Origin of the sequence: Pseudomonas sp. GD04058 (genome assembly GCF_029836855.1) — a bacterium.
Taxonomy (GTDB): Bacteria; Pseudomonadota; Gammaproteobacteria; order Pseudomonadales; family Pseudomonadaceae; genus Aquipseudomonas; species Aquipseudomonas bharatica.
Genome location: NZ_JAOECN010000014.1, coordinates 18421 through 41943 on the forward strand (window position 1 = coordinate 18421; position 23523 = coordinate 41943).

The following is a 23523-nucleotide window of genomic DNA, read 5'->3' on the forward strand; positions in this document are numbered from 1 at the left end:
GTATCGAGCGGCGCCGCCGATGATGCACTCAAGGGCCCGCCATGAGGCCCATGTTTCCCTGCCCCTTCGTGCCCCCCCGGTGATCTGGATGGTCCCGGCCTCGCTCAGCCAGGAGTTTTCATGTCTCGACCTCGTGCCCGGATTGCTTCGCAGCTCGGCCTTGCGCTCGCCGTCGTGCTCGCCATTGTGATCAGCGGCAGTACCCTGTTCGCCCTGCGCTCCCTCGACCACGCCAACCTGGTCACCCGCCAGGAACACCTCACCAGCGAGGCCCGGTTGCTGGCCGACCAGCTCGGTACCTTCCATGACTCGCTGCGGGAAAGCACGCAGCGCCTGGCCGGGCTGTTCGAAAAGCGTTTCAACCGTCTCGCGGTGCAGCCAGGGACGTCCATTCCAGTCGCCGGTGTCGCCACCCCGGGCCTGTACCTCGACGGCCAGGCGTTGAACAACGATTTCAGCGAGGTGGATGAATTCCGCCAGATGACAGCGGGTGTCGCCACGATCTTCGTGCGCAACGGCGATGATTTCGTACGCATCAGCACCTCGCTGACCAAGCAGGATGGCAGCCGCGCCATCGGCACCCTGCTGGACCGCCAGAGCCCGGCCTACGCGCGGATCATGGCCGGCCAGTCCTATGTCGGGCGCGCCCTGCTGTTCGACCGCTTCTACATGACCCAATACACCCCGGTGCGTGACGCTGGCGGCCAGGTCATCGCCATCCTGTTCGTCGGCTTCGACTACACCGACGCGCAGAAAAACCAGTTCGACAACCTCAAGCGCTTCCGCATCGGCCAGACCGGCTCCCTTGCCCTGCTCGACGAGCAAGGCCGCTGGCTGGTGCCGCCGGCGGGTGTGACCGACCTGCAACAGGCTGCTGCGGAGGCTGCCGGCTTTGTCGGAAAACCAGGCGAGGGGCGCTTCTGGAACGATGGCGTGGAAGACCTCTACAGCGTCGCCATGCCCTTCGCCGGCGGCCCCTGGACCGTGCTGGCGAGCATGCCGGAAACGGAAATCCGCGCGGTGACCTGGAGTGTCGGCACCCGCCTGGCCATCGGCAGCCTGCTGGCGATGCTGCTGGCCGTGGGCGCCACGCTGTGGCTGTTGCGGCGCAAGCTGCGGCCGCTGAGCGACCTGGTGCACCAGGCCGAGGCGCTGGGTGCGGGTGACCTGGACGTGCGCCTGCAGGTCACCAGCCAGGACGAAATCGGCCAGCTCGCCGCCAGCTTCAACCATATGGGCGAGGCACTGGCGAACATGGTCTTGCGCATCCGCGAGGCGTCGCAGCAGGTAGGGCAGCGCGCCCATGCCCTGGCCGATCTCTCGGCAGGTGCCTGCGATGGCATGGACCGGCAGTCCGGCGAGATCACCAGCATGGCCGGTGCGGTGGAGGAGTTCAGCGCAACGTCAGCGAATATCGCCGACAGCATGGGCAATACCGAGCGCATGGCCCGGGACAACGCCCAGCAGACGCGGATTGGCCGTGCCTCGATGGACGAGGCTTCGACCTCGTTGCAGCAGATCGCCGAATCCCTGGGCGATACCGCCAGGGTCATCGATATCCTCGGTGCCCGTTCCCAGGACATCGGCGGCATCGTCGGCACCATCACCTCGATTGCCGAGCAGACCAACCTGCTCGCCCTCAATGCTGCCATCGAAGCGGCCCGGGCCGGAGAGCAAGGGCGCGGCTTTGCGGTGGTTGCCGATGAGGTCCGACACCTGGCCGCACGGACGCGCCAGGCCACGGATGAAATTTCCTCGATGATCGACAGCGTGCAGCAGCAGACCGGGCACGCCATCAGCACCATGGAGCAGGGCAACCGCCTGATGCGCGAAGGGCTGGAGCGCAATGCCCGGGTCGCGGAAGCGCTGGCAAGGATCGATGAACAAAGCCGCAGTGCCGGGGAGCAGTTTGCCGTGATCACCACCGCGACCCAGGAGCAGAGTGCTACCGCGACGGTGCTGAGCAGCAATCTGCAAAGCATTGCCTCGACCAACCATGACCAGCGAGAAGTGGCGAACGATCTCGCCACCACGGCACGCCAACTGGAAGGGCTGGCGGGACAGTTGCGCCAGGAGGTGGACCGCTTCCGCGTCCGCCACTAAGTCTCTTGGTTCATTCTGGCCTCATCGCTGGCAAGCCAGCTCCCACACTGTGGGAGCTGGCTTGCCAGCGATGAGGCCAGGCCTGACAACCTCAGAGCTCAAGCCGGTTCAGGGCCTTGAGGCAGGCCTCGATAGAGCGCTTTTCGCTCTCGGCATACAACGCCAGTTCATCCTGCACCGCCATGCCCAGCGCCTGCTCGAACGCCTCCCGGTTGGCGTTGCTGCCATAGTCTGCCTGCCCGTCATCGCCCAGGTTGGACTGGAAGATCCCCGCCGCACTGACCGGCAGGAAGTCTTCGTAGACCAACGCTTCGAAGTGGACATGCCCCGCCTCGATCAGCGCCTCCAGCGTGCCCGGGCGCTCCTGCGCCGCCAGCCCTTTCTCGGTCGGGAAGTAGCGGAAATACGCCAGCCCCTGCTCGCGCATTTGCCGTAGATCATCCGGAAATGCCTGGAACGTCTCGGCCAGCAGGCTCATGTAGCGATCGGCATTGCTCTCTGCCGGCGCTCCGCCCAGGGCTTCGCGGGTGGCGTCCAGCAACTGGTCATAGAGTTGCCGCCCCTTGGGCGTCAGCGCCGCGCCGCGCTGTTCGATCTCGCCAAAGCGCGCGGTATGGCTGCCTTCGGCATCGCGGAAAGCAATGGCCTCCTGCAAAGCCTTGAAGCTGGTCTGGCGCAACAGGATCGGATGCCGGCGGCGCGGCGGCCCTTCGATCACCGCCTTGGGTGGAATGCCGTGGGCCGGCATGCCCAGCTGGATCGCGTCGATATCCAGGGTGCGCGGGGTCAGGTGATTGATGTGCGGCCCCTTGAAGGCCACCACGTCGGCGATCAGACGGTGCTGGTCGTGCAATTGCCGGTATTGCTGCGCCGTGACCGTGGCTTCGTGATGCCAGCGGAAGGTATGCAGGGCTTCATCGACGAACGCCTGGGCATCGGCTTCGTTCAGGCCGCCCTCGCGCTCGCTTCGTTCGATCAGTTGCACGACGCGCGGGGTGAAGATCTGGCGCTTTTCCAGGATAGACCCGGCCAGTTCACGCAGGGCCGGATCCTCGATCAGCTCCAGGCGCAGCAGTGACGTGAAGACCCGGAACGGACTGGTATGCAACGACTGCTCGTGCACCGGACGAAATGCGGTGGAGTGCACCGGCACGCCGGCACTGCTGAGGTCGTAGTAACCCACCGGATGCATGCCCATCACCGCGAACAGGCGGCCGATGGTCGCCAGCTCCGCTGCCGTGCCGACGCGGATGGCGCCGTGGCGTTCCTGGTCGAGTCGCTCGATCTCGCCGGTCCAGCGCAACGCCTCGGCAACTTCCGGGCGCATCTCCAGCACCTGCCGATTGACCTCGCTCACCAGCTTCAACAGCGTGCCGTAGAGCGGAACCTCCTCCTTGTACATTGACGACATGGCGGCGGAGAACCGCGCACGGATATGGTCCGGGCTGACGAAATCTTCTGCGGGCATCGCGGGCTTCCTGATGAGTGATCGAGGCCTGTACATGAAAGCGAGGAATGCTGATCGACTTCAAGCGAAAAAAAGTCGAGCAGTCATTCCTTGGATTCTTGATTTTCGGCTGCCACCTGTCCGCTGATCCAGTCCACCAGGCAGCGCACCTTGGGCACCTCGGCGGCGTGCTCGGAGAAGGCAAGGAAATGTGCGCCGTTGCTGCGCATGCGATGCGCCCAGGGCACCACCAGCTTGCCCTCGGCGATATCGGCTTCGGCCAGGTAGCCCGGAACCAGCGCCACGCCGCAGCCGGCCTGGGCTGCGCTCAGGCACATATGGAAGGTGTCGAAGCGCGGTCCGTGATAGCTGTTCGGCGAATGCAGACCCTGTTCGAGGAACCATTCGTGCCAGGCTTCCGGGCGGGTGGTGCTTTGCAGCAGGACGAAACCGGACAGCTCGCTGGCGTCCTCCAGGCTGCGCCCCTGCAACAGGTCCGGCGCGCACACCGGCAGCACCTCCTCGCCGAACAGCTCGATGCAGGTCGCCCCCGGCCAGGTACCCTGGCCGTAGAAGAACACCACGTCGGCCTTGGCCTGGAGCAGGGAAAACGGCTCCATCTCGTTGCGGATATCCAAATGGATATTCGGGTAGCGCTTGCCGAAGCCCTTCAGGTGCGGAATCAGCCAGCGCACGCCGAAGCTGGGCTGGGTGGCGACCTTGAGCACTTCAGTCTGCTCGCCGTAGGACATGATGTAGCGGCTGGACATATCCACCTGGGTGAGGATCTTGTTCACCTCGGCCAGATAAAGCGCGCCGGCCGGAGTCAGTTGCAGGCGGCGGCGAATGCGCAGGAACAGGTGATGGCGCAGCATGTCCTCCAGTTGCGCCACCTGCTTGCTCACTGCGCTCTGGGTAAGGTGCAGCTCCTCGGCCGCGCGGGTGAAGCTCAAGTGCCGGGCGGCGGCTTCGAAGCATTGCAGGGCGGCCATCGACGGCACCAGGCGCTTGGACATTACGGTAGCTCCAGGTCATTACCTGACGGAATGATGTGCGGAATAAAGGTCGTTTGTGGCGCTAGAGTGATCGGATTAATACTGACCCTCAACCACGATTACAACCTTTCACCGCCTTGCAGGAGAACAAAATGGTTGATGGACTGCTTGACCGCCTGGGTGTCCCGGCCAGCGCCTACACCAAGGGCAACCATCCCGTTCATACCCCGATCGACGGTAGCCTGATCGCGTCGGTGCACTTGGAGCCAGCGGCGTCCGTGGGCGCGAAGATCGCCCAGGCACAGCAGGCCTTCGAAGCCTGGCGCAATGTCCCGGCGCCACGCCGTGGCGAGCTGGTCCGGCTGTTCGGCGAAGTGCTGCGTGAACACAAGGCGGAACTGGGCGAGCTGGTATCGGTGGAAGCCGGCAAGATTACCCAGGAAGGCCTGGGCGAAGTGCAGGAAATGATCGACATCTGCGACTTCGCCGTCGGCCTGTCGCGCCAGCTCTACGGCCTCACCATCGCCTCCGAGCGTCCCGGGCACCATATGCGTGAAAGCTGGCATCCGCTGGGCGTGGTCGGTGTTATCAGCGCCTTCAACTTCCCGGTGGCGGTGTGGGCGTGGAACACTACGCTGGCGCTGGTTTGCGGCAATGCCGTGGTGTGGAAGCCGTCCGAGAAGACGCCGTTGACGGCCCTGGCCTGCCAGGCGCTGTTCGAGAAAGCGCTGGGCAGGTTTGGCGATGCGCCTGCCGGCTTGAGCCAGGTGATCATCGGTGATCGTGATGCTGGCCAGGCGCTGGTGGACGATCCGCGTGTGCCGCTGGTGAGTGCCACCGGCAGCACCCGCATGGGCCGCGAGGTCGGTCCTCGGGTCGCGGCACGCTTCGGTCGCAGCATTCTCGAACTGGGCGGCAACAACGCCATGATCCTCGCCCCCAGCGCCGACCTCGATCTCGCCGTGCGTGCCGTGTTGTTCAGTGCCGTCGGTACGGCGGGGCAGCGTTGCACCACCCTGCGTCGGGTGATCGTGCATCGTTCGGTGAAGGACGAAGTGGTGGCGCGGGTCAAGTCCGCATACGCCAAGGTCCGCATCGGTGACCCGCGCGAGGGCAACCTGGTCGGTCCGCTGATCGACAAGGCTTCGTTCCTGTCCATGCAGGACGCGCTGGCCCGTGCCCGTGACGAAGGCGGCCAGGTCTTTGGTGGCGAGCGTCAGTTGGCCGATCAGTATCCGGATGCCTACTACGTTGCGCCGGCCATCGTGGAAATGCCGGGCCAGACCGAGGTGGTGTGCCACGAGACCTTCGCGCCGATTCTCTATGTAATGGCCTACGATGATTTCGACGAGGCCCTGCGCCTGAACAACGAAGTTCCGCAAGGCCTGTCCTCGTGCATCTTCACCACCGACCTGCGCGAGGCCGAGCGCTTCCAGAGTGCGGCGGGCAGCGACTGCGGGATCGCCAACGTCAACATCGGCACCAGTGGCGCGGAGATCGGCGGGGCCTTTGGTGGCGAGAAGGAAACCGGCGGTGGCCGTGAATCCGGATCGGATAGCTGGAAGGCCTATATGCGCCGGCAGACCAACACCGTGAACTACTCCCGGGAGTTGCCGCTGGCCCAGGGCATCGTGTTCGACTGATTCGCAAGCAAGCACACTCCTGCAGGACCGCCACGGTCCCTGTGGGAGCTGGCTTGCCAGCGATGCTTTTTCAGGTTGAGACATAACAAGATCAATACCAGCTCCGGGGACCCCACCCATGCCTGACCTGCGTCAACAATGCTTGTGGGAACACATCACCCCGCCTGCGGCCCCCGCTTCGGTTCTCAGCACCGATGCGGTCGCGGACGTTTGCATCATCGGCGGCGGCATCACCGGTCTTTCCGCCGCCTTGCACCTGCTCGAACAGGGCAAATCGGTGGTCCTCCTCGAAGCCCGCGACATCGGACACGGCGGCTCCGGCCGCAACGTCGGCCTGGTCAACGCCGGCACCTGGATCCGTCCCGACGATGTCGAAGCCACCCTCGGCCTGCAGCAGGGCAGTCGCTTGAACAAGGTGCTGGGCGAGGCCCCTGCGGAAGTCTTCGCCCTGATCCAGCGCCTCGGCATCGATTGCCAGGCGCATAACGACGGCACCCTGCACATGGCGCACAACGCTACCGGTGTCGCCGACCTGCAGGCCCGCCACGCGCAATGGACCCGTCGCGGTGCCGACGTGGAACTGCTCACCGGAGCCCGCTGCGAGGATTACTGCGGCACCCGGCAGATCTCCGCCGCCCTGCTGGACCGCCGTGCCGGTACCATCAATCCAATGGCCTACACCCGCGGCCTGGCCGAAGCGGTGGAGCGCCTGGGCGGGCGCATCCACACGCGCTCCCCGGTGCAAGGCCTGCAACGCAACGGCAGCCGCGGCTGGCAGGTGAAGACGGCGAAAGCCGTGGTGGAAGCCGAGAAAGTGGTCATCTCCACCGGCGCCTACACCGAAGGTGACTGGACCGATCTGCAAAAGCATTTTTTCCGCGGCTATTACTACCAGGTCGCCTCGGTACCGCTGCACGGCGCCGCCGCCGACAACGTGCTCAAGCATGGCCAGGGCTCCTGGGACACCCGCACCGTGCTCAGCAGTATCCGTCGCGACGACCAGGGCCGGTTGCTGCTGGGCAGCCTCGGCCGGGTGGACAACAAGCCGTCATGGTTCATCCGCCGCTGGGCCGACAGGATCCAGGGCCATTACTTCCCGGAACTGGGCAAGGTCGAATGGGAAATGCACTGGACCGGCTGCATCGACTTCACCCCGGACCACCTGATGCGCCTGTTCGAACCGGCGCCGGGCATCGTTGCCGTCACCGGCTACAACGGCCGCGGCAACACCACCGGTACGGTGATCGGCAAGGCGTTTGCCCGTTTCCTGATGCAGGATGATCCCGCCGCGCTGCCGATCCCATTCTCGCCGATGAAGCCGGTGGCGGTACCGGCGCTGCGCACCGGCTTCTATGAAACCGGGTTCTCGCTGTATCACGCCGGGCAGTGCCTGCGGGTGGTGCTCTGAAGGCTTGCGCGGTCCAGGTAGGAGCGTCGATACCGAGGTTCAAGGCTTGCGCTGCAGCCAGTTGAGGAAGCCGCCTTTCTTGATCGCGGCGGGCTTCTGCAACAACAGTGATTGGCTGTTCTGCTCGCGGACGCTCTGCAGCTTGCCCAGGGCGTCCTTCACTTCATGGCGCTGTTCCAGGCATTGCTTCACTTCGGCCTTGTCGATGCGATAGAGCAGGCAACTGGTCAGGGTGCGGAACTCCGCCGCCGAGGTGGCTTCGTCCAGCAAGCCTTCGACGCCAAGTACTTCGCCCGGGCCCATGCGACCGGCTTCCAGCAGTTTCTCGCCATCATGGACCGCCGCCGACACCACGCCTGTGCCGATCACCAATACATGATCGGAGGCCTCGTCGACGCCGAGGATCACCTGGTCCGCCGGGTATTCGACGGCGATCATGCGCTGGCTCAGGCTGTCCTTTTCCTCGCTGCTCAGGGCGCGGAAGATGCGCACGTCTTCCAGCAGGCTGCGTTGCCGGCTCCAGGGGCGGGTGTCGTTTTCCGGGTTCCAGATCACCCCGGCAGCCACCAGGTGCCGGTGGGCCAGGTCGAACATCTGGTTGCGCACGGTGGTCTTTTGGTCCATCGCCGCGACGAAGCCGCTGGCCTCGTATTCCACCGACTCCAGGGTCGACGCCTTGATCGTCGCCTTGGGCTTGGGCACTGCCAGCAGGGCGCTGCTGCCTTGCAGGGTTTTCTCCAGGGCATCGAGCACCTTGCGCGGGCGCACGCTGGCGGGAACGACCACGCTGATGGACACCCCATGCACATCGTTGGGCCGGCTGAAGTTGAGCAGCTTGGCCTTGGCCGCCACCGAATTGGGAATCACCGCCATGCTGCCGTTGCCGGTGAGCAGGCGGGTGGCGCGCCAGTCGATATCGATCACCTTGCCCTCGGTGCCGTCGATGCTGATCCAGTCATCGATCTGGTAAGGGCGGGTGGTGTTGAGGACGATGCCGGAAAACACGTCGCTCAGGGTGCTCTGCAAGGCCAGGCCGATGACGATGGCCATCACGCCCGAGGTTGCCAGCAGGCCTTTGACCGGTAGCTGCATCACGTAGGCGGCTGCGGCGACGATGGCAACCAGGAAGATAACCGCGCCGAGGACGTCCTGCAGCAGGCGGCCGGTGTGGCCGCTGCGGGCGATCAGCATCAGGCCGATCACCACGGTCAGCGTGCGCGCGGCGAACAGCCACCAGGTGATCTCGAGGACGGTGGCGAGCAGGTTGCGGGCCAGGTCTTCGGGCCAGGGCGGCGGTTGCAGCGGGCTGATGCCGGCGCTCAGCAATACCCCGGTGAACAGCAGGAAGGCCACGACCCGCGCGGCGGTGCGCCAGTTGCGCCGTTCCACGGGAATGGCGCGCCAGAGCAGCAGGTCGAGAAGCAGGAGGAAGGCGCCGAGCAGGAGAGGGTAGGGCATGGGAGTCTCGGGAGTTGGGCCTTGGGTGGGTGTGGTGTGGCTGATGGCCTCATCGCTGGCAAGCCAGCTCCCACAGGGACTTGCGTGCACCGTACCTGTGGGAGCTGGCTTGCCAGCGATGCGATCTCAAATGTCATTCGAAACAACAGATTTCACAATGGTCTGTGGCCGTTTTCTGTCAGACGCTTCTGAATCATACTGCGTGGCCTGTTGCTCTGTTGCGAACCCAATCTCAGACCTTCATGTTGCAGCGATCGGGTGTCGCAGCTCGAAGCAATAGACATGGCTTGTCATTAGTTTCGTTCTCTTTTCGAGAGGCGTCTCCTTGATGGCGGCTGTGCGTGGGGCACCTTCGGGTGCGCCGGTTCCTATTGCCCGGTCTGCGAACCCACGTACAGCTGCCACCCTCCGTTTCGCAGCGTATCGGTGTCAGCTCAACTGCAATAGGAGTTGTGCCATGAAAAAGCCCGTCCCCGATCCACCGCCCTTCGACTTTTCCCGTTTCAAAACCAGCGGCACGCCATTTGGCCCTCACGATTTCAGCGGCAAGTGCATGTTCAACGTCAGCGAGGAAATCTGCGCAGAAGACGCGCTGGTCCACGCCTGTCTGTTGCTCAGTTGCCTGCGGGCGTCTGCCTGCGATGCCGCTGAGCACCTCACCGCCAACGATCACGCCCTGGTCGTCGGTATCGCTCAGCAAGCGGAGATGGCCAAGGCGCTGGTGGATTCGGTGTTGGCGGGGTTTGTTTGTAGTAGTAGCGACAGGCGGGAGTAGGGCACGAATATGAAGCAAGGCGTCGTTTCTCGACACCAACATCGGCAGCCCTCATTCCTGCCCCGCCGGCCGATACTGCAACGCCTCCGCCAGATGCTCCCGCCGGATATCCTCGACCTCTTCGAGATCCGCCAACGTCCGCGCTACCTTGAGCAACCGATGCGCTGCCCGCAGCGACAGGGTCAGGCGTTCGCAGGCATGTTCCAGCCATCGCTCGTCCTCTGTGGATAACCTGCAATGCCGGCGCAAGCCGGGCAGGTCGAGGAAGGCATTGGCGCAGCCTTGCCGTTGCTGCTGGCGCTCACGGGTGATGGCTACCTGGCGGGCGACGGTGGCGCTGTCGGGGCCGTCTTCGCTGCCGGGAGAGAGCGCCGTGGCTTCACGGGCGACGGTAAGATGCAGGTCGATCCGGTCCAGCAGCGGGCCGGACAGCTTGTTGCGATAGCGCTGCACCAGTTCGCTGCTGCAGCGGCAGCGACCGGTGGGGTCGCCGAGATAGCCACAGGGGCAGGGGTTCATTGCTGCAACAAGCTGGAAGCGAGCGGGGAAGCGCACCCGGTCCCGCGCCCGGGCGACCACGATCTCGCCTGACTCCAGTGGCTCGCGGAGCACCTCCAGCACGCGACGCTCGAACTCGGGTAGTTCGTCGAGGAACAGCACGCCGTGGTGGGCCAGGGTGATTTCGCCGGGCGTCGGACGTGACCCTCCTCCGACCAATGCAGGCCCGGAAGCAGAGTGATGGGGATGTCGAAAAGGCCTCTGTGGCCAGCAGTCCAGCGGCTTCGGGCTCGCAACCGATTGAATCGCCGCAACCTCCAGCGCTTCGCGTTCATCCAGCGGCGGAAGCAGCCCGGGCAGGCGGCTGGCAAGCAGGGTTTTCCCCGTCCCGGGCGGCCCCGTGAACAGCAGGTTATGCGCCCCCGCCGCAGCCACCAGCAGCGCCCGCTTCGCCGCGAGTTGCCCTTGCACTTCGCTCAGGTCCGGGTAGGGCCGGGGACTGAGCAACAGCCCGTTAGGCTGATACGGCATCAACGGCTGTTGCCCGCTGAAATGCCCGACCAGCTCCAGCAGATTGTCCGCCGCATACACCTCCAGCCCCGACGCCATGCAGGCTTCCTCGGCATTCGCCTTCGGCACCACCAGCGCCCGCCCGGCATCGCGGGCAGCGAGTGCCGCAGGCAGCACGCCTTGCACCGGCCGGACCGCCCCGGACAACGCCAGCTCGCCGAGACACTCCACCTTGTCCAGCGCCGCCTGGGTGAACTGCCCATTGGCCGCCAGCAAGCCCAGCGCAATCGCCAGGTCGAAGCGCCCGCCGTCCTTCGGCAGATCGGCGGGCGCGAGGTTGAGGGTGATCCGCCTCTGGGGGAATTCCAACCGGGAATTGACGATCGCACTGCGCACCCGGTCCTTGCTTTCCTTGACCGTGGCTTCAGGCAATCCGACCAGGGTCAGGGTCGGCAAACCGTTGGCGAGATGGGCTTCGATAAGAACCGGCGGCGCCAGCACCCCCACCTGGGCGCGGCTGTGGACGATGGCGAGGGACATGAACGCTCCATGATCGATGCGGGGCCGCGTCGTGCGGTTTTGCAAGGATAGTGGTGGGTTCGGAGGCGGGTTGGGGGAGATTACTTCCTGGTGTGTCCGGAGGGTGAGCAGTAGAAACTCGACGATCGCTTAATACCCAGAATGAATGCTATACAAGTCATATGCTAGCCTTCAGCCAGAAATGTCTTGTATACGGTGCAAAAAATGGAAGCCATCGGCCGGACCATCAAGAACCTCCGCAAACAGAAAGGTCTTTCGCAGTCAGAACTGGCAAGCCAGTTGGGCATGAGCCGCTCGACCATTTCCGGGATCGAAAACAATACCGTGCCCGAGATTGGTATTCGCAAGGTCGAGGCCATCCTCAACATGCTTGGATATACCCTGACGGCTGTCGCCCAGCGCCGGCGACCAACGCTGGACCAGCTGAAAGAGGCCAACTTCCATGAGCAATGAAGCCTTGAACGTGGCAGTAAGGGGCTTGGAGGTTGGCAGCCTGGCGCGCGCGGACTCTACACCGGGCGCCACGTCCTTCAGATATCGCGATTCGGCGGCCGAAGGCCAGGCGGTGTCATTGACGATGCCAGTACGCCGGGATGACTACCTTTGGGAGCGCGGTCTGCATCCCATCTTCGAGATGAACCTGCCCGAGGGCTTTCTCAGAAGCCGCCTGCAGCAGATGTTCGCCAAGGTCATCCATGGCTTCGACGATCTCGATCTGCTGGGCATCGTAGGCCCTCACCAGTTGGGGCGAGTGATCGTGGGAGGTCATTCGGAAGGCTCGATGCCGGGCACCTCCATCAATGAGCTGCTTGTCCATGATGGTGCGCAGGGGCTGTTCGAGGATCTGCTTTCCAGATATGCCAAGTATTCAGGCGTTTCCGGGGTGCAGCCGAAGGTGCTTGTGCGCGACGAGGATGTCGAAGGCGTCGAGCGGGTTACGCACCGGGGAGCGACGCACATCGTCAAGGCCTGGCGCGATGAGGATTACCCTGAATTGGCCGCGAATGAGTTCTTCTGCATGCGAGCCGCCAAGCTGGCTGGTTTGGAGGTGCCCGGATTTCAATTGAGCAACGGCGGCAAGTTTCTGATCGTCGAGCGATTCGATATCGGCGAGCAGGGCTATCTGGGCCTTGAAGACTTCTGCGTGCTCAACGGCTGGGGCGCCAACCGCAAGTACGACGGCAGTTATGAAGGTGGCGTGCGACAGATTAATACGTGGGTCGAGCCATCGCTGCGTCAGGCGTCATTGCTGCAGTATTTTCGTTGTGTGGCCCTGTCGGCGGCGGTGCAAGGCGGCGACGCTCACATGAAGAATTTTGCGCTCATGTACGACAGCACCAGCGAGGATGCCGTGATCAAGCTGGCCCCTGCCTATGACATCGTCACCACCACGCCCTACAGCCCGCAGGACATGATGGCGCTGATGATGGAAGGGAGTAAGGCGTTTCCAAAGCATAAGCGGCTGGCTCAGTTCGGACGCGTGACGTGCGGGTTTTCCGAGCGGGTCGTTGAACAGACCCTGCAGCAGATCGCTGACGGTATCAGCGATGCTCGAAAGGAAATGCTCGAGTACCTCGGGCAGAACCCGCAATTCGAACTGATCGGCACCAGGATGCTGGATGCCTGGAACACTGGTGTGGCCCGCAGCTTGATGTCGGAGAAGCGGGCCAAGGTCGTTGATAAGGTTAAAAAGTGATGGAGAGGCAATCGCGGGTAAACCCCCACAGGGGCCGGGTACCTCGCCGGATCCACGGTGAGGCTGATGGCCTCATCGCTGGCAAGTCGGAGCGCCGAACCGCAGCTCCCACAGGGTTCTGGGTCAACCGCAGCATTCGTGCCCGGCGTGGACCTTGTGGGAGCTGGCTTGCCAGCGATTGCGGTAGTGAATTCACCATCGCAATCGCGGGTGAACCCGCCACACAGGGTTCGCGCCGCACCAATGGATGTTGTACAGCCTGGAATTGCATCGTATAGGAGTCATTTCACGGTCTTTGCTACGAAATGTCTTATATACGATGCAATTGGCAGGGCCGTTCTCACCCCGCTTGCACCTCAACGGTCAAATGCCGCACCTCATGCACCGGCACCAGTCGCTGCCGGATACTCGCCAGGTCCACCCCGGCCTTGCCTACCACGCTGACAATCGCCGCATGCGCCTCCGGCCCGACCCGCCAGACGTGCAGGTCGGTAATCCGTGCATCCCCCGGCTTCTCCACCAGCTCGCGAATCTCTTCGGCGACATGCTCGTCCGTTTGGTCCAGCAGCACTCCGGCCGTGACCTTCATCAAGCTCCATGACCAGCGGGCAATCACCAGTGCCCCGACAATCCCCATCAGCGGATCCAGCCACACCCAGCCCAAGAACCGCCCGGCCAGCAGCGCGGCGATCGCCAGCACTGACGTCAGCGCATCGGCGATTACATGCAGGTAGGCCGAACGCAGGTTGTTGTCGTGGTGATGAGGGTGGTCGTGGCCATGCTCATGATGATGGTCGTGATTGTGGCCATGCCCAAGCAGCAGCGCACTGGCGATATTGACCAGCAACCCGATCACGGCGATGAAGATCGCCATGTCGAACTGCACCTCGCCCGGCTGGAACAGGCGGATAGTCGATTCGACGCCGACGCTGAGCGCGACGATGCCAAGGATCAGCGCCGAAGCGAAGCCACCCAGGTCGCCGACCTTGCCGGTACCGAAGCTGTAGCGAGAGCTGCCCGCATGCCGCCGCGCGTAGGCATAGGCCGCCGCCGCGATACCCAGCGCCCCGGCATGGGTCGCCATATGGAAACCGTCGGCCAGCAAGGCCATGGAGCCGGTGATGTAGCCGGCGGCGATTTCGGCCGCCATCATCACCAGGGTGAGAATCACCACCCACAAGGTGCGGCGAGCGTTCTGGTCATGGGCGGAGCCGAGAAACTGATGGTCGTGCGTGTGCTCGGTCATGACGGTGCTCACTTCGAATAGCGGCGGATGGCTTCGAGCAGTTCTTCCACGCCCCGGGCGCGCTCTTCGTCGCTTAGCTCGGGGTTGGCGACATGCTCGCGGGCGTGGTCTTCGATGATCTCCTCCAGCAGCCCGTTCATCGCGCCACGGGTGGCCGCCACCAGGTGCAGGGTCTTGCCGCAGTCGGCGCCTTCTTCCAAGGCCTTTTCCACCGCCTGCAACTGGCCGGCGATGCGCTTCACGCGCTTGAGCAGCGCGTCCTTTTTCACGTGGGTGTGTGACATGGCTATACCCCCCCTGCCTATCGGATGGGGTGCAGCATTGCATACCCCCTCCCCCTATACAAGCGACAGGCGAACGAAGGCCGGGACGAGCAGCGGAAAAGGCAGGAGGGTTGGCCGCAAGACCAGCGCAGGGGCGCGCCGGTCGGCAACCGGGAACATCACTCGCTGGTGATGGGGTTCAGGCGGGCTTCGAGTGCTTCGACCTTGGCTTCCAGCGCTTCGAGGCGGGCGCGGGTGCGGGCCAGGACGACCATCTGGCTGTCGAATTCTTCACGGCTGACCAGGTCGAGCTTGCTGAAGCCGCTTTGCAGCAGCGCCTTGAACTGGCTCTCCAGCTCGCTGCGCGGTTGCGTGGGGTCATTGCTGAACAGGCGCGAGGCCTGGTCGCTCAGGGCATCGAGAAAGGCTTTGGGCGCGAGCATGTCGGACGCTCCTGTTTCGAAAAGAGGGCGGGCAGTGTAGCACGGGCGATTGGCCACCTCTTACTGCACACTTTTTGAACATGTCTCGCCGATGTTGCGCACCGTTGTAGTGCGTCCATTTGTCTGCTGGCTACTGGCCAAGACAGGATATTCCCCCCAAGTCGTTGTAATCCGCAGGTTTCCCTGACATGGCACTGTTTCTGCTAAGACCATCGTGACCCATGCACTGATGCAGTCCCAGGACGAGGCAGTGCTCAGGCGGAGCGATGACACGAAGTTTGTTGCCTGGTGCCGGTTTCGCCAGTCAGCCCTACGGATTAAAGGCTGACGAAACGTTACAAAGCCCAGGCACTGCGCTTAGACTTGAGTCGGGTTTGTTTTCCTGGGGCAAGTCCACCTATTCGGGAGAGAGTTTCATGAAGCTAGTCACTGCCATCATCAAGCCGTTCAAACTGGACGATGTGCGCGAGTCGCTGTCCGAAATCGGCGTGCAGGGCATCACTGTCACTGAAGTCAAAGGCTTCGGTCGGCAGAAGGGTCACACCGAGCTGTATCGCGGCGCGGAGTACGTGGTCGACTTCCTGCCCAAGGTCAAGATCGACGTCGCCATCGACGACAAGGATCTGGACCGGGTCATCGAAGCCATCACCAAGGCCGCCAACACCGGCAAGATCGGTGACGGCAAGATTTTCGTGGTGAATCTGGAACAGGCTATCCGCATCCGTACCGGCGAAACCGATACCGACGCGATCTAACAAAAGCCGCCCCAAACCCAACGCCCCAGGAGAAAACAACATGACTCTGCGTAAATTCGCAGGGCTAGGAGCCCTTTTGTCCCTCGTGATGCCAGCTGTCGCGCTGGCCGAGGAAACCGCTGCGGCCACTGCGGCTCCTGCGCTCAATTCCGGCGATACCGCCTGGATGCTGACTGCCACTGCCCTCGTGCTGTTCATGACCATCCCCGGCCTGGCGCTGTTCTACGGCGGCATGGTGCGTTCGAAGAACGTGCTGTCGGTGATGATGCAATGCTTCGCCATCACCGGCCTGATCAGCGTGCTGTGGGTCGTCTTCGGCTACAGCCTGGCCTTCGATACCACCGGTATGGAACAAGGCGTCACCAACTTCAATTCCTTCGTCGGCGGCCTTTCCAAGGCCTTCCTCGCCGGCGTGACCCCGCAAAGCCTGACGGCGGCCTTCCCGGAAGCGGTCTTCGTGGTCTTCCAGATGACCTTCGCGATCATCACCCCGGCGTTGATCGTCGGTGCATTCGCCGAGCGCATGAAGTTCTCCGCGATGCTGGTGTTCATGGGCGTCTGGTTCACCCTGGTCTATGCGCCAATCGCGCACATGGTCTGGGCCGGTAACGGCGGCCTGATGTGGGACTGGGGCGTGCTGGACTTCGCAGGCGGCACCGTGGTGCACATCAACGCCGGTATCGCCGGCCTGGTGGCGTGCCTGGTACTTGGCAAGCGCAAAGGCTTCCCGACCACCCCGATGGCTCCGCACAACCTGGGCTACACCTTGGTCGGCGCGGCGATGCTGTGGGTCGGCTGGTTCGGCTTCAACGCCGGTTCCGCTGCTGCTGCCAACGGCACTGCCGGCATGGCCATGCTGGTGACCCAGGTCGCCACTGCCGCCGCTGCGCTGGGCTGGATGTTCGCCGAATGGATCACCCACGGCAAACCAAGCGCCCTGGGCATCGCTTCGGGTGTGGTTGCTGGCCTGGTTGCCATTACCCCTGCCGCCGGCACTGCCGGCCCGATGGGCGGCCTGGTGATCGGCCTGGTATCCGGCGTGGTCTGCTTCTTCTGCGCCACCAGCCTGAAACGCAAGCTGGGCTATGACGACTCGCTGGATGCCTTCGGCGTGCACGGCGTCGGCGGTATCGTCGGTGCAATCCTTACCGGTGTGTTCGCCGCACCGGCCCTGGGCGGCTTCGGCACCGTGACCGACATCGGCGCGCAAGTCTGGATCCAGGCCAAGGGCGTCGGCTTCACCGTGATCTACACCGCCATCGTCACCTACGTGATCCTGAAAGTGCTGGATGTAGTGATGGGCCTGCGTGTGAACGAAGAAGAAGAGTCGGTCGGCCTCGACCTGGCTCAACACAACGAGCGTGGCTACAACCTGTAACCCGCCGAGAAAAAAACTTGCCCGGCTTGCCGGGCATTTTTTTGTCCTGGATTTGCTCTGCGCACGGCAGGCAAACGGTTTTTCGCTGCAGGTTCATTCTTGTTGCAAAGGCTGTCCGATTGTCAGCGGAAAACTTACAGTCTGCGGGGCGTTTTAGGCACTTTGCTTTTTCATCCGGCACGCTAGAATGCGCGCCGTGGGGTGATGGTGGCCTGTTCACACACTTCATGGCCCTTTGCTAGGCTTGCTGTTGAGCGAGCCGATCGGCGGGGACGAAACCGGGGTTATTTGAACCGGCAGCTCTTTATTTGGTCAGGCTCTGAAGGGCCTGCACAGCGTTCGCCAGGGGTAGCGGCGGGCGTTGTCGATCATGGGCAACACGTGATCGATGATCTTTCTCCAGCAGTCGTAAACCTCTACGGCGACTGGTCTATAACTAATCTGCTTTTCGCAAGTCATGAGGTAGAACATGAGCGACGACGATCTGGAAAATGACGACCTCGAAGTAGGCGATGAAGACGAGGGCGATGAAGGCCTCGAAGCGGCGGCCGATGACGTAGCCGAAGACGCTGGCGACGATAGCCCGGCCCCTGCGGCCAAGGGCAAATCCAAGGCAGCGGTCTCGGTCGACGAGATGCCGAGCATGGAAGCCAAGCAGAAGGAGCGCGACGCGCTTGCCCGTGCCATGGAAGAGTTCCTGGCGCGCGGTGGCAAGGTGCAGGAAGTCGAGGCCAACGTGGTCGCCGATCCGCCCAAGAAGCCTGACAACAAATACGGCAGTCGTCCTATCTGAGACCGTCGTAACGAAAAGCCCGCCATTACACAGCGGGCTTTTTTATGCCTGAAGGGCGACTCGTACCCTGTGGGAGCTGCGGTGCGGCGGTCCGACTTGCCAGCGATGAGGCCGGCCATGACAGCGATGTTGTCCGGGCTTACGCAATCGCTGGCAAGCCAGCTCCCACAGGGTTTTTGCAAAGGCTCATGGAGAGGTCAGCGCCAGCGGGCGAGGACGTCCGGTAGTTGCGACAGACGCTGGATTTCCGCATCCGGCTTGCCATCCGCTTCCCACGCCTTGCCCTGCGGGTTGAACCACACCGCTCGCAGGCCGGCGCGCTGGGCCCCGGCAATGTCATCGCCGGGATGATCGCCGATATGCACGGCCGCCCCGGCAGCCGCCTCACCCTGGCGCAGCGCTTCGAGAAACGGCGCCGGATCCGGCTTGCCGATCCCCAGGTCCTCGGCGCAGAGCGCAAACTTGAAGTAATCCGCCAGGCCCAAGCGCCGCACGTCGGCGTTGCCGTTGGTGACCACGCCCAGGGTGTAGTGGCGACGCAGCAGTTCCAGCACCGGCTGCACCTCGGGGAAGACTTCGATCTGATGGCGTGCGTGCAGGAACACTTCGAAGCCTTCGTTGGCCAGCTCGCGGGCCTTGTGCTTGCTGTAGCCCACCTCTTCCAACGCATGGAACAGCACGCGCCGGCGCAGGGCGCTGATGCGGTGCCTGAGGCTTGGCTCGGCCTGCACCACCCGCTCGCGAATGGCGTACAGGTGTTCCACCGGCACTGCGCCGAGGCTTGGCGCATTGGCCGCCAGCCAGTCGCGCAGAACCGCTTCGGCACTGACGATCACCGGCGCGGTATCCCACAGGGTGTCGTCAAGGTCGAAGGTAATCAGCTGGATACTCATGAGTCGTCGCCCTTACTGCGTTTGGCACGAGGATGCGCGCTGTCGTAGACCGCGGCAAGGTGCTGGAAATCGAGGTGGGTGTAGATCTGGGTAGTCTTGATGTCGGCGTGGCCGAGCATCTCCTGGACGGCACGCAGGTCCTGGGACGATTCCAGCAGGTGGCTGGCGAAGGAGTGCCGGAGCATATGCGGATGCAGGTTCTGGCCCAGCTCCCGCTCACCTGCAGCCTTTACCCGTAGCTGGATGGCCCGAGGCCCCAGGCGCCGGCCCTGCTGGCTGACGAAGACGGCACTGTCCTTGGGGTTGCTCAGCGCGCGCAGGGCCAGCCAGTGTTCCAGTGCCTCGCGAGCCTTGCGCCCCACCGGCAGGACGCGGGTCTTGCTGCCCTTGCCATGCACCTGGACCAGCCCTGCCGGCAGGTCGAGCTGCTCCAGGTCGAGGCTGGTCAGCTCCGACAAGCGCAGGCCCGAGGAATAGAACAACTCCAGGATCGCCTGGTCGCGACGGGCGAGGAAATCGTCTTCGACACCGCCTTCCAGCAGTTGCAGGGCCCGGTCTGTATCCAGCGTGCGCGGCAGGCGCCGCTCGCCTTTGGGCGCAGAGAGCCCGTTGGCCGGGTCGTGCTCGCAGAGGCCCTCGCGGTTGAGGTATCGGTAGAAACCGCGTACCGCCGAAAGCAGGCGGGCCAGGCTGCGGGACGACTGGCCCTGATGGTGCCGGCGCGCGATGAACTGACGCAGATGCTGGATCTGCAAGGCTTTCCACTCGGTGATACCCACCGTGGCGCAGAAGGCCAGGACGCTGTCGAGGTCGCGTCGGTAGGCCAGCCGGGTGTGCTCCGACATCTGCCGCTCGCTGCGCAGATGGTTGCAGAACGCCTCCAGCTGGCGCTCCATTCAGCGTACCGGGCGCAGGGTCTGGGTCAGGCGTGGTACGACGCGACCGAGCACTTCGGCGATGTAGCCGAGGAACAGGGTTCCGACGGTGCTCTTGTAGTGGTGCGGATCGCGGCTGCCGATCGCCAGGACGCCGTGCAGTCCCTGGTTTTCCAGGGCCGCCACCGCGCTGGAGCCGACTTCCTTGCGCTGTGCCTCGCCAAACAGGAAGTCCAGCTCGTGGTCGCGCAGGTTGCCGCTCACGGTCTTGCCGCCACACAGCAAGCCGCCGATGGCCTGCTGGGCTTCGCTGGCCGGAACCCAGCGGCCTACCGGCGCGGCATTTTCGCCGAACAGGATGAGGCTGACGAAGGGCACCTGGAAGTCCTGGCGCAGCCGGTCTTCCACGGCCATGACCACGGTTTCCAGGCTGTCGGCGTCGAGCAGGTCGAGAATCAGGCGGCGGGTCTTCTCGAACAACCGGTCGTTGTCGCGGGCGACATCCATCAGGTGCGAAAGACGGTGGCGCATTTCGATGTTGCGGTCGCGCAGCAGCTTGAGCTGGCGTTCCACCAGCGAGACGCTGTCGCCGCGCTGGTGGGGAATCTGCAGTTCCAGCAGCAGCTCGTCATGTTCGGCAAAGAACGTGGGATGGGCGCGCAGGTAAGCGGCCACGGCCTCGGCCCCGACGTCGGGCGTGGAGCCCTCCACGAGGTTGTCGTCGGGTTCCGCGGCTGGCGCCTGGGGCTGATCGGTCATGGCTGGCACTCACTCATAGACGAACCTGTCCTTCGTAGACCCGCACCGCCGGGCCGGTCATCAGCACCGGTTTGCCCGGGCCGCCCCACTCGATGGACAGGCGTCCGCCGGGCAGGTCGATCAGCAGCGGCGAGTCCATCCAGCCCTGGCTGATGGCGGCCACTGCGGCAGCACAGGCGCCGGTACCGCAGGCCTGGGTTTCCCCGGCGCCGCGCTCCCAGACGCGCAACTGGGCGCGGTGACGGTCGACGACCTGGAGGAAACCGACGTTGACCCGCTGCGGGAAGCGCGGGTGGTTTTCGATCTGCGGGCCGAGATCGTGGACCGGTGCGTTGTTGACGTCATCGACGCGCAATACGGCGTGGGGATTGCCCATCGACACGGCCGCCAGCTCGACGGTCTGCCCGCCGACTTCCAGGGGGTAGCTCAAGGCCTGGGCCGGCGCCTGGAACGGGATTTCCGTCGGGGCCAGGCGCGGTGGGCCCATGTCGACGCAGATCTGCCCGTCGTTGCGCACGTCCAGCTCGATGATGCCGCCTTTGGTTTCCACGCGGATGCGTTTCTTCGCGGTCAGGCGTTTGTCGAGGACGAAGCGGGCGAAGCAGCGCGCGCCGTTGCCGCATTGCTCCACTTCGGAGCCGTCGGCATTGAAGATGCGGTAGCGGAAATCCACTTCCGGGTTGCTCGGCGCCTCGACGATCAGCAGCTGGTCGAAGCCCACGCCGGTATGGCGATCGCCCCATTGCCTGGCGTGCTTGGGCAGGATGTGCGCGTGCTGGCTGACCAGGTCGAGGACCATGAAGTCGTTGCCCAGGCCGTGCATCTTGGTAAAACGCAAAAGCATCGTGTCACTCCGGCAGCAGGCTTTCGCCGGCGAACAGCTCGGCTACGGTCTCGCGGCGGCGCACTTCGAAGGCCCGGTCGCCATCGACCAGCACTTCGGCGCAGCGGCCACGGGTGTTGTAGTTGGAGCTCATGACGAAACCATAGGCGCCCGCGGAGCGAACGGCCAGCAGATCGCCTTCGGCCAGGTTCAGGGCGCGGTCCTTGGCAAGGAAGTCGCCGGTCTCGCAGATCGGCCCGACCACGTCGTAATGGCGTGGTTCGCCGGCGCGTGGTCGCACGGCGCTGATGTCCATCCAGGCCTGGTACAGCGCCGGGCGGATCAGGTCGTTCATCGCCGCGTCGACGATGGCGAAATCCTTGTGTTCGGTGTGCTTGAGGTATTCCACGCGGGTCAGCAGCACGCCGGCGTTGGCCACGATGTGCCGGCCCGGTTCGAAGACCAGGGCCAGGTCGCGGTCGCCGAGGCGCTCGCGCACAGCCTTGATGTAGTCGCCGGCCAAAGGCGGCTCTTCATCGCGATAGCGCACGCCGAGGCCGCCGCCGAGGTCCAGGTGCTGGAGCAGGATGCCGCAATCGCCAAGGCGATCGACCAGCATCAGGATGCGGTCGAGGGCGTCGAGGAACGGTTCCAGCGAAGTCAGTTGCGACCCGATGTGGCAGTCCACCCCGACCACGTCCAGGCTCGGCAGCTGTGCGGCGCGGATGTAGACCTCTTCGGCATCGGCGATGGCGATGCCGAACTTGTTCTCTTTCAGGCCGGTGGAGATATACGGGTGGGTGCCGGCGTCGACATCCGGGTTGACCCGCAGCGACACCGGGGCGCGCACGCCCATTTCGGCGGCGACCTGGGCCAGGCGCTCGAGCTCTTCGGTGGACTCGACGTTGAAGCAGTGCACGCCGACCTCGAGGGCGCGGCGCATGTCTGCGCGGGTCTTGCCGACACCGGAAAAGACCACGCGGTCGGCGCGGCCGCCTGCAGCCAGGACACGCTCCAGCTCGCCGCCGGAAACGATGTCGAAGCCCGCGCCGAGGCGCGCCAGGACGTTCAGCACGCCCAGGTTGGAGTTGGCCTTGACCGCGAAGCAGACCAGGTGCGAGGTGCCCTGCAGGGCATCGGTGTAGCTACGGTACTGGGCCTCGATATGAGCGCGGGAATACACGTAGGTCGGCGTGCCGAAACGTTCGGCAAGGACCGACAGGCCTACACCTTCCGCGAACAGCTCGCCGTCGCGGTAGTTGAAAGCGTCCATCGGGTTCCCTTACTGGTGCTGGTGCGATTGCGACTTCTTGCCGTCCTTGCTGTCATCAGGAAGGTACAGCGGGCCTTTCTGGCCGCAGGCGGAGACAAGGCAGGCAACCGCGACGAGCGCCGCGAGGGAGGAAATCAGGCGCTTCATGGCGAAATCCTTTGATTTAAGCAGTATTGCGCCGGAGTATACCGAGCGTCCGGCGCCTTGCCTATGTAGCCGGCCAGCCGTCGGGCGGCACGTGCCGGGCCTGGCGTTTGTCTTTGCATTCGCGGCGCGGCGCTCGTATCTTGCCCGGCTTGCGTGTTGAGCAGACATTTTTCGAGGTTCCTGCAATGAGTTTGAGCGAAGCGCGTTTTCACGATCTGGTAGACGCGACCCAACAGGCACTGGAAGACCTGTTCGATGAGAGCGACCTGGACCTGGACATGGAAAATTCGGCCGGTGTGCTGACCGTCAAGTTCGACAACGGCGCCCAACTGATCTTCAGCCGCCAGGAGCCGCTGCGCCAGCTATGGCTGGCCGACCGCTCGGGTGGCTTCCACTTCGACTACGACGAAGAAAGCGGCAAGTGGGTCTGCGAGAAGACCGAGGAGCTGCTGGGCGAGATGCTGGAGCGCATCGTCTGGGAGCGTGCCGGCGAAAAACTCGATTTCGAAGAGATCTGAGGTGAGCAGCGAAATCCGGCCACCCAAGCCGCTGTACAGCAATGTGAGCCCGGCGGTGAAGTCGCCCTGCATCAGCACCTGCCGCCTGGATGAGGCGCGGGTGTGCATCGGCTGTTTCCGCCATGTGGAGCATATTCGCGAGTGGCGTTCGGCGGATGACCAGCGGCGGCGGGAGATCTGTGCCGAGGCGAGTGCGCGGCGGCTGGCTGCGACTGGCTCCTGAGTCTGTGGGGCTTTTGCTGGCCTCATCGCTGGCAAGCCAGCTCCCACAGGTCCGGCGGTGC

23 protein-coding genes and 1 pseudogene are annotated in these 23523 nt (G+C 64.0%); 11 read left to right on the forward strand and 13 right to left on the reverse strand.

Translation table 11 applies throughout. The annotated features are described in order from the left end of the window. The first annotated feature begins 120 nt into the window (after positions 1-120). Positions 121-2103, forward strand: coding sequence for a methyl-accepting chemotaxis protein (locus tag N7650_RS13845; protein WP_279898695.1), 1983 nt, complete (start codon positions 121-123; stop codon positions 2101-2103). 91 nt (positions 2104-2194) lie between these two features. Here N7650_RS13845 and N7650_RS13850 read toward each other — a convergent pair whose 3' ends face one another. Both N7650_RS13850 and N7650_RS13855 read right to left on the reverse strand, forming a co-directional pair. Then, positions 2195-3571 carry a VOC family protein gene (locus N7650_RS13850; RefSeq protein WP_279898696.1) on the reverse strand — a complete coding sequence of 459 codons (1377 nt, stop codon included), beginning with the start codon at positions 3569-3571 and terminating at the stop codon, positions 2195-2197. A gap of 83 nt (positions 3572-3654) precedes the next feature. Continuing rightward, positions 3655-4566: a LysR family transcriptional regulator gene (locus N7650_RS13855; RefSeq protein WP_009395827.1), complete on the reverse strand. Its 912-nt coding sequence runs from the start codon at positions 4564-4566 to the stop codon at positions 3655-3657. A gap of 131 nt (positions 4567-4697) precedes the next feature. Between N7650_RS13855 and N7650_RS13860 the strand changes: the two genes are divergently transcribed. After that, positions 4698-6188 carry an aldehyde dehydrogenase family protein gene (locus N7650_RS13860; RefSeq protein ID WP_279898697.1) on the forward strand — a complete coding sequence of 497 codons (1491 nt, stop codon included), beginning with the start codon at positions 4698-4700 and terminating at the stop codon, positions 6186-6188. Positions 6189-6306: 118 nt separating this feature from the next. Further along, positions 6307-7596, forward strand: coding sequence for an FAD-binding oxidoreductase (locus tag N7650_RS13865; RefSeq protein WP_279898698.1), 1290 nt, complete (start codon positions 6307-6309; stop codon positions 7594-7596). Between the two features lie 39 nt (positions 7597-7635). Here N7650_RS13865 and N7650_RS13870 read toward each other — a convergent pair whose 3' ends face one another. Next, positions 7636-9054, reverse strand: coding sequence for a mechanosensitive ion channel family protein (locus tag N7650_RS13870; RefSeq protein WP_009395821.1), 1419 nt, complete (start codon positions 9052-9054; stop codon positions 7636-7638). A gap of 457 nt (positions 9055-9511) precedes the next feature. On the opposite strand from N7650_RS13870, the gene N7650_RS13875 reads away from it, so the two are divergent. Further along, positions 9512-9829 carry a DUF3077 domain-containing protein gene (locus N7650_RS13875; RefSeq protein ID WP_279898699.1) on the forward strand — a complete coding sequence of 106 codons (318 nt, stop codon included), beginning with the start codon at positions 9512-9514 and terminating at the stop codon, positions 9827-9829. Between the two features lie 51 nt (positions 9830-9880). Here the strand turns inward: N7650_RS13875 and N7650_RS13880 are convergent, their stop codons facing one another. Beyond that, on the reverse strand, positions 9881-11377 hold the full coding sequence (locus N7650_RS13880) for a YifB family Mg chelatase-like AAA ATPase (protein ID WP_279898700.1): 1497 nt from the start codon (positions 11375-11377) through the stop codon (positions 9881-9883). A gap of 204 nt (positions 11378-11581) precedes the next feature. Here N7650_RS13880 and N7650_RS13885 point away from each other — a divergent pair, with 204 nt between their 5' ends. After that, on the forward strand, positions 11582-11830 hold the full coding sequence (locus tag N7650_RS13885; protein WP_009395815.1) for a helix-turn-helix transcriptional regulator: 249 nt from the start codon (positions 11582-11584) through the stop codon (positions 11828-11830). Continuing rightward, entirely contained in the window at positions 11820-13073 is a 1254-nt protein-coding gene (locus N7650_RS13890; protein WP_279898702.1) for a type II toxin-antitoxin system HipA family toxin, read from the forward strand. Before N7650_RS13885 ends, N7650_RS13890 begins: the two co-directional genes overlap by 11 nt. A 340-nt stretch (positions 13074-13413) precedes the next feature. On the opposite strand, the gene dmeF is transcribed toward N7650_RS13890, so the two are convergent. The 3 genes from dmeF to N7650_RS13905 form a co-directional block, all read right to left on the reverse strand. Continuing rightward, positions 13414-14319, reverse strand: a complete 906-nt coding sequence (gene dmeF / locus N7650_RS13895) for a CDF family Co(II)/Ni(II) efflux transporter DmeF (RefSeq protein ID WP_279898703.1) — start codon at positions 14317-14319, stop codon at positions 13414-13416. A gap of 8 nt (positions 14320-14327) precedes the next feature. Continuing rightward, complete coding sequence (locus tag N7650_RS13900; protein WP_009395812.1) at positions 14328-14603, reverse strand: metal/formaldehyde-sensitive transcriptional repressor; 276 nt, start codon at positions 14601-14603, stop codon at positions 14328-14330. 158 nt (positions 14604-14761) lie between these two features. Continuing rightward, positions 14762-15025, reverse strand: coding sequence for an accessory factor UbiK family protein (locus N7650_RS13905; RefSeq protein ID WP_009395804.1), 264 nt, complete (start codon positions 15023-15025; stop codon positions 14762-14764). 416 nt (positions 15026-15441) lie between these two features. Between N7650_RS13905 and glnK the strand changes: the two genes are divergently transcribed. The 3 genes from glnK to sutA all read left to right on the forward strand — a co-directional run bounded on the left by glnK (position 15442) and on the right by sutA (position 17951). Then, positions 15442-15780 carry a P-II family nitrogen regulator gene (gene glnK / locus N7650_RS13910; RefSeq protein WP_002555808.1) on the forward strand — a complete coding sequence of 113 codons (339 nt, stop codon included), beginning with the start codon at positions 15442-15444 and terminating at the stop codon, positions 15778-15780. A 40-nt stretch (positions 15781-15820) separates the two neighbouring features. Then, positions 15821-17158 (forward strand): ammonium transporter, encoded by a 1338-nt coding sequence (locus tag N7650_RS13915; RefSeq protein WP_037058946.1) that lies wholly within the window; start codon positions 15821-15823, stop codon positions 17156-17158. 469 nt (positions 17159-17627) lie between these two features. After that, a complete protein-coding gene (gene sutA, locus N7650_RS13920) occupies positions 17628-17951 on the forward strand; it encodes a transcriptional regulator SutA (protein WP_009395717.1) in 324 nt (107 codons plus the stop codon). Positions 17952-18148: 197 nt separating this feature from the next. On the opposite strand, the gene N7650_RS13925 is transcribed toward sutA, so the two are convergent. The 6 genes and pseudogenes from N7650_RS13925 to N7650_RS13950 all read right to left on the reverse strand — a co-directional run. Then, a complete protein-coding gene (locus tag N7650_RS13925; protein WP_009395715.1) occupies positions 18149-18844 on the reverse strand; it encodes an HAD-IA family hydrolase in 696 nt (231 codons plus the stop codon). Then, positions 18841-19740 carry a tyrosine recombinase XerC gene (gene xerC / locus N7650_RS13930; RefSeq protein ID WP_064301074.1) on the reverse strand — a complete coding sequence of 300 codons (900 nt, stop codon included), beginning with the start codon at positions 19738-19740 and terminating at the stop codon, positions 18841-18843. The genes N7650_RS13925 and xerC overlap by 4 nt, the downstream gene beginning before the upstream one ends. Further along, positions 19741-20478, reverse strand: coding sequence for a DUF484 family protein (locus N7650_RS13935; protein WP_009395711.1), 738 nt, complete (start codon positions 20476-20478; stop codon positions 19741-19743). It lies immediately after the preceding gene. A 13-nt stretch (positions 20479-20491) separates the two neighbouring features. Continuing rightward, complete coding sequence (gene dapF, locus N7650_RS13940; RefSeq protein WP_009395709.1) at positions 20492-21322, reverse strand: diaminopimelate epimerase; 831 nt, start codon at positions 21320-21322, stop codon at positions 20492-20494. Positions 21323-21326: 4 nt separating this feature from the next. Further along, positions 21327-22574 (reverse strand): diaminopimelate decarboxylase, encoded by a 1248-nt coding sequence (gene lysA, locus N7650_RS13945; RefSeq protein ID WP_009395707.1) that lies wholly within the window; start codon positions 22572-22574, stop codon positions 21327-21329. A 12-nt stretch (positions 22575-22586) separates the two neighbouring features. Then, positions 22587-22721, reverse strand: a pseudogene (locus N7650_RS13950) (lipoprotein); the annotation flags it as partial. Positions 22722-22906: 185 nt separating this feature from the next. Here N7650_RS13950 and cyaY point away from each other — a divergent pair. Together cyaY and N7650_RS13960 are read left to right on the forward strand one after the other, a co-directional pair. Beyond that, positions 22907-23239 (forward strand): iron donor protein CyaY, encoded by a 333-nt coding sequence (gene cyaY, locus N7650_RS13955; protein ID WP_009395705.1) that lies wholly within the window; start codon positions 22907-22909, stop codon positions 23237-23239. Between the two features lies 1 nt (position 23240). Then, positions 23241-23462 (forward strand): DUF1289 domain-containing protein, encoded by a 222-nt coding sequence (locus N7650_RS13960; protein ID WP_009395704.1) that lies wholly within the window; start codon positions 23241-23243, stop codon positions 23460-23462. Positions 23463-23523 lie beyond the last annotated feature (61 nt).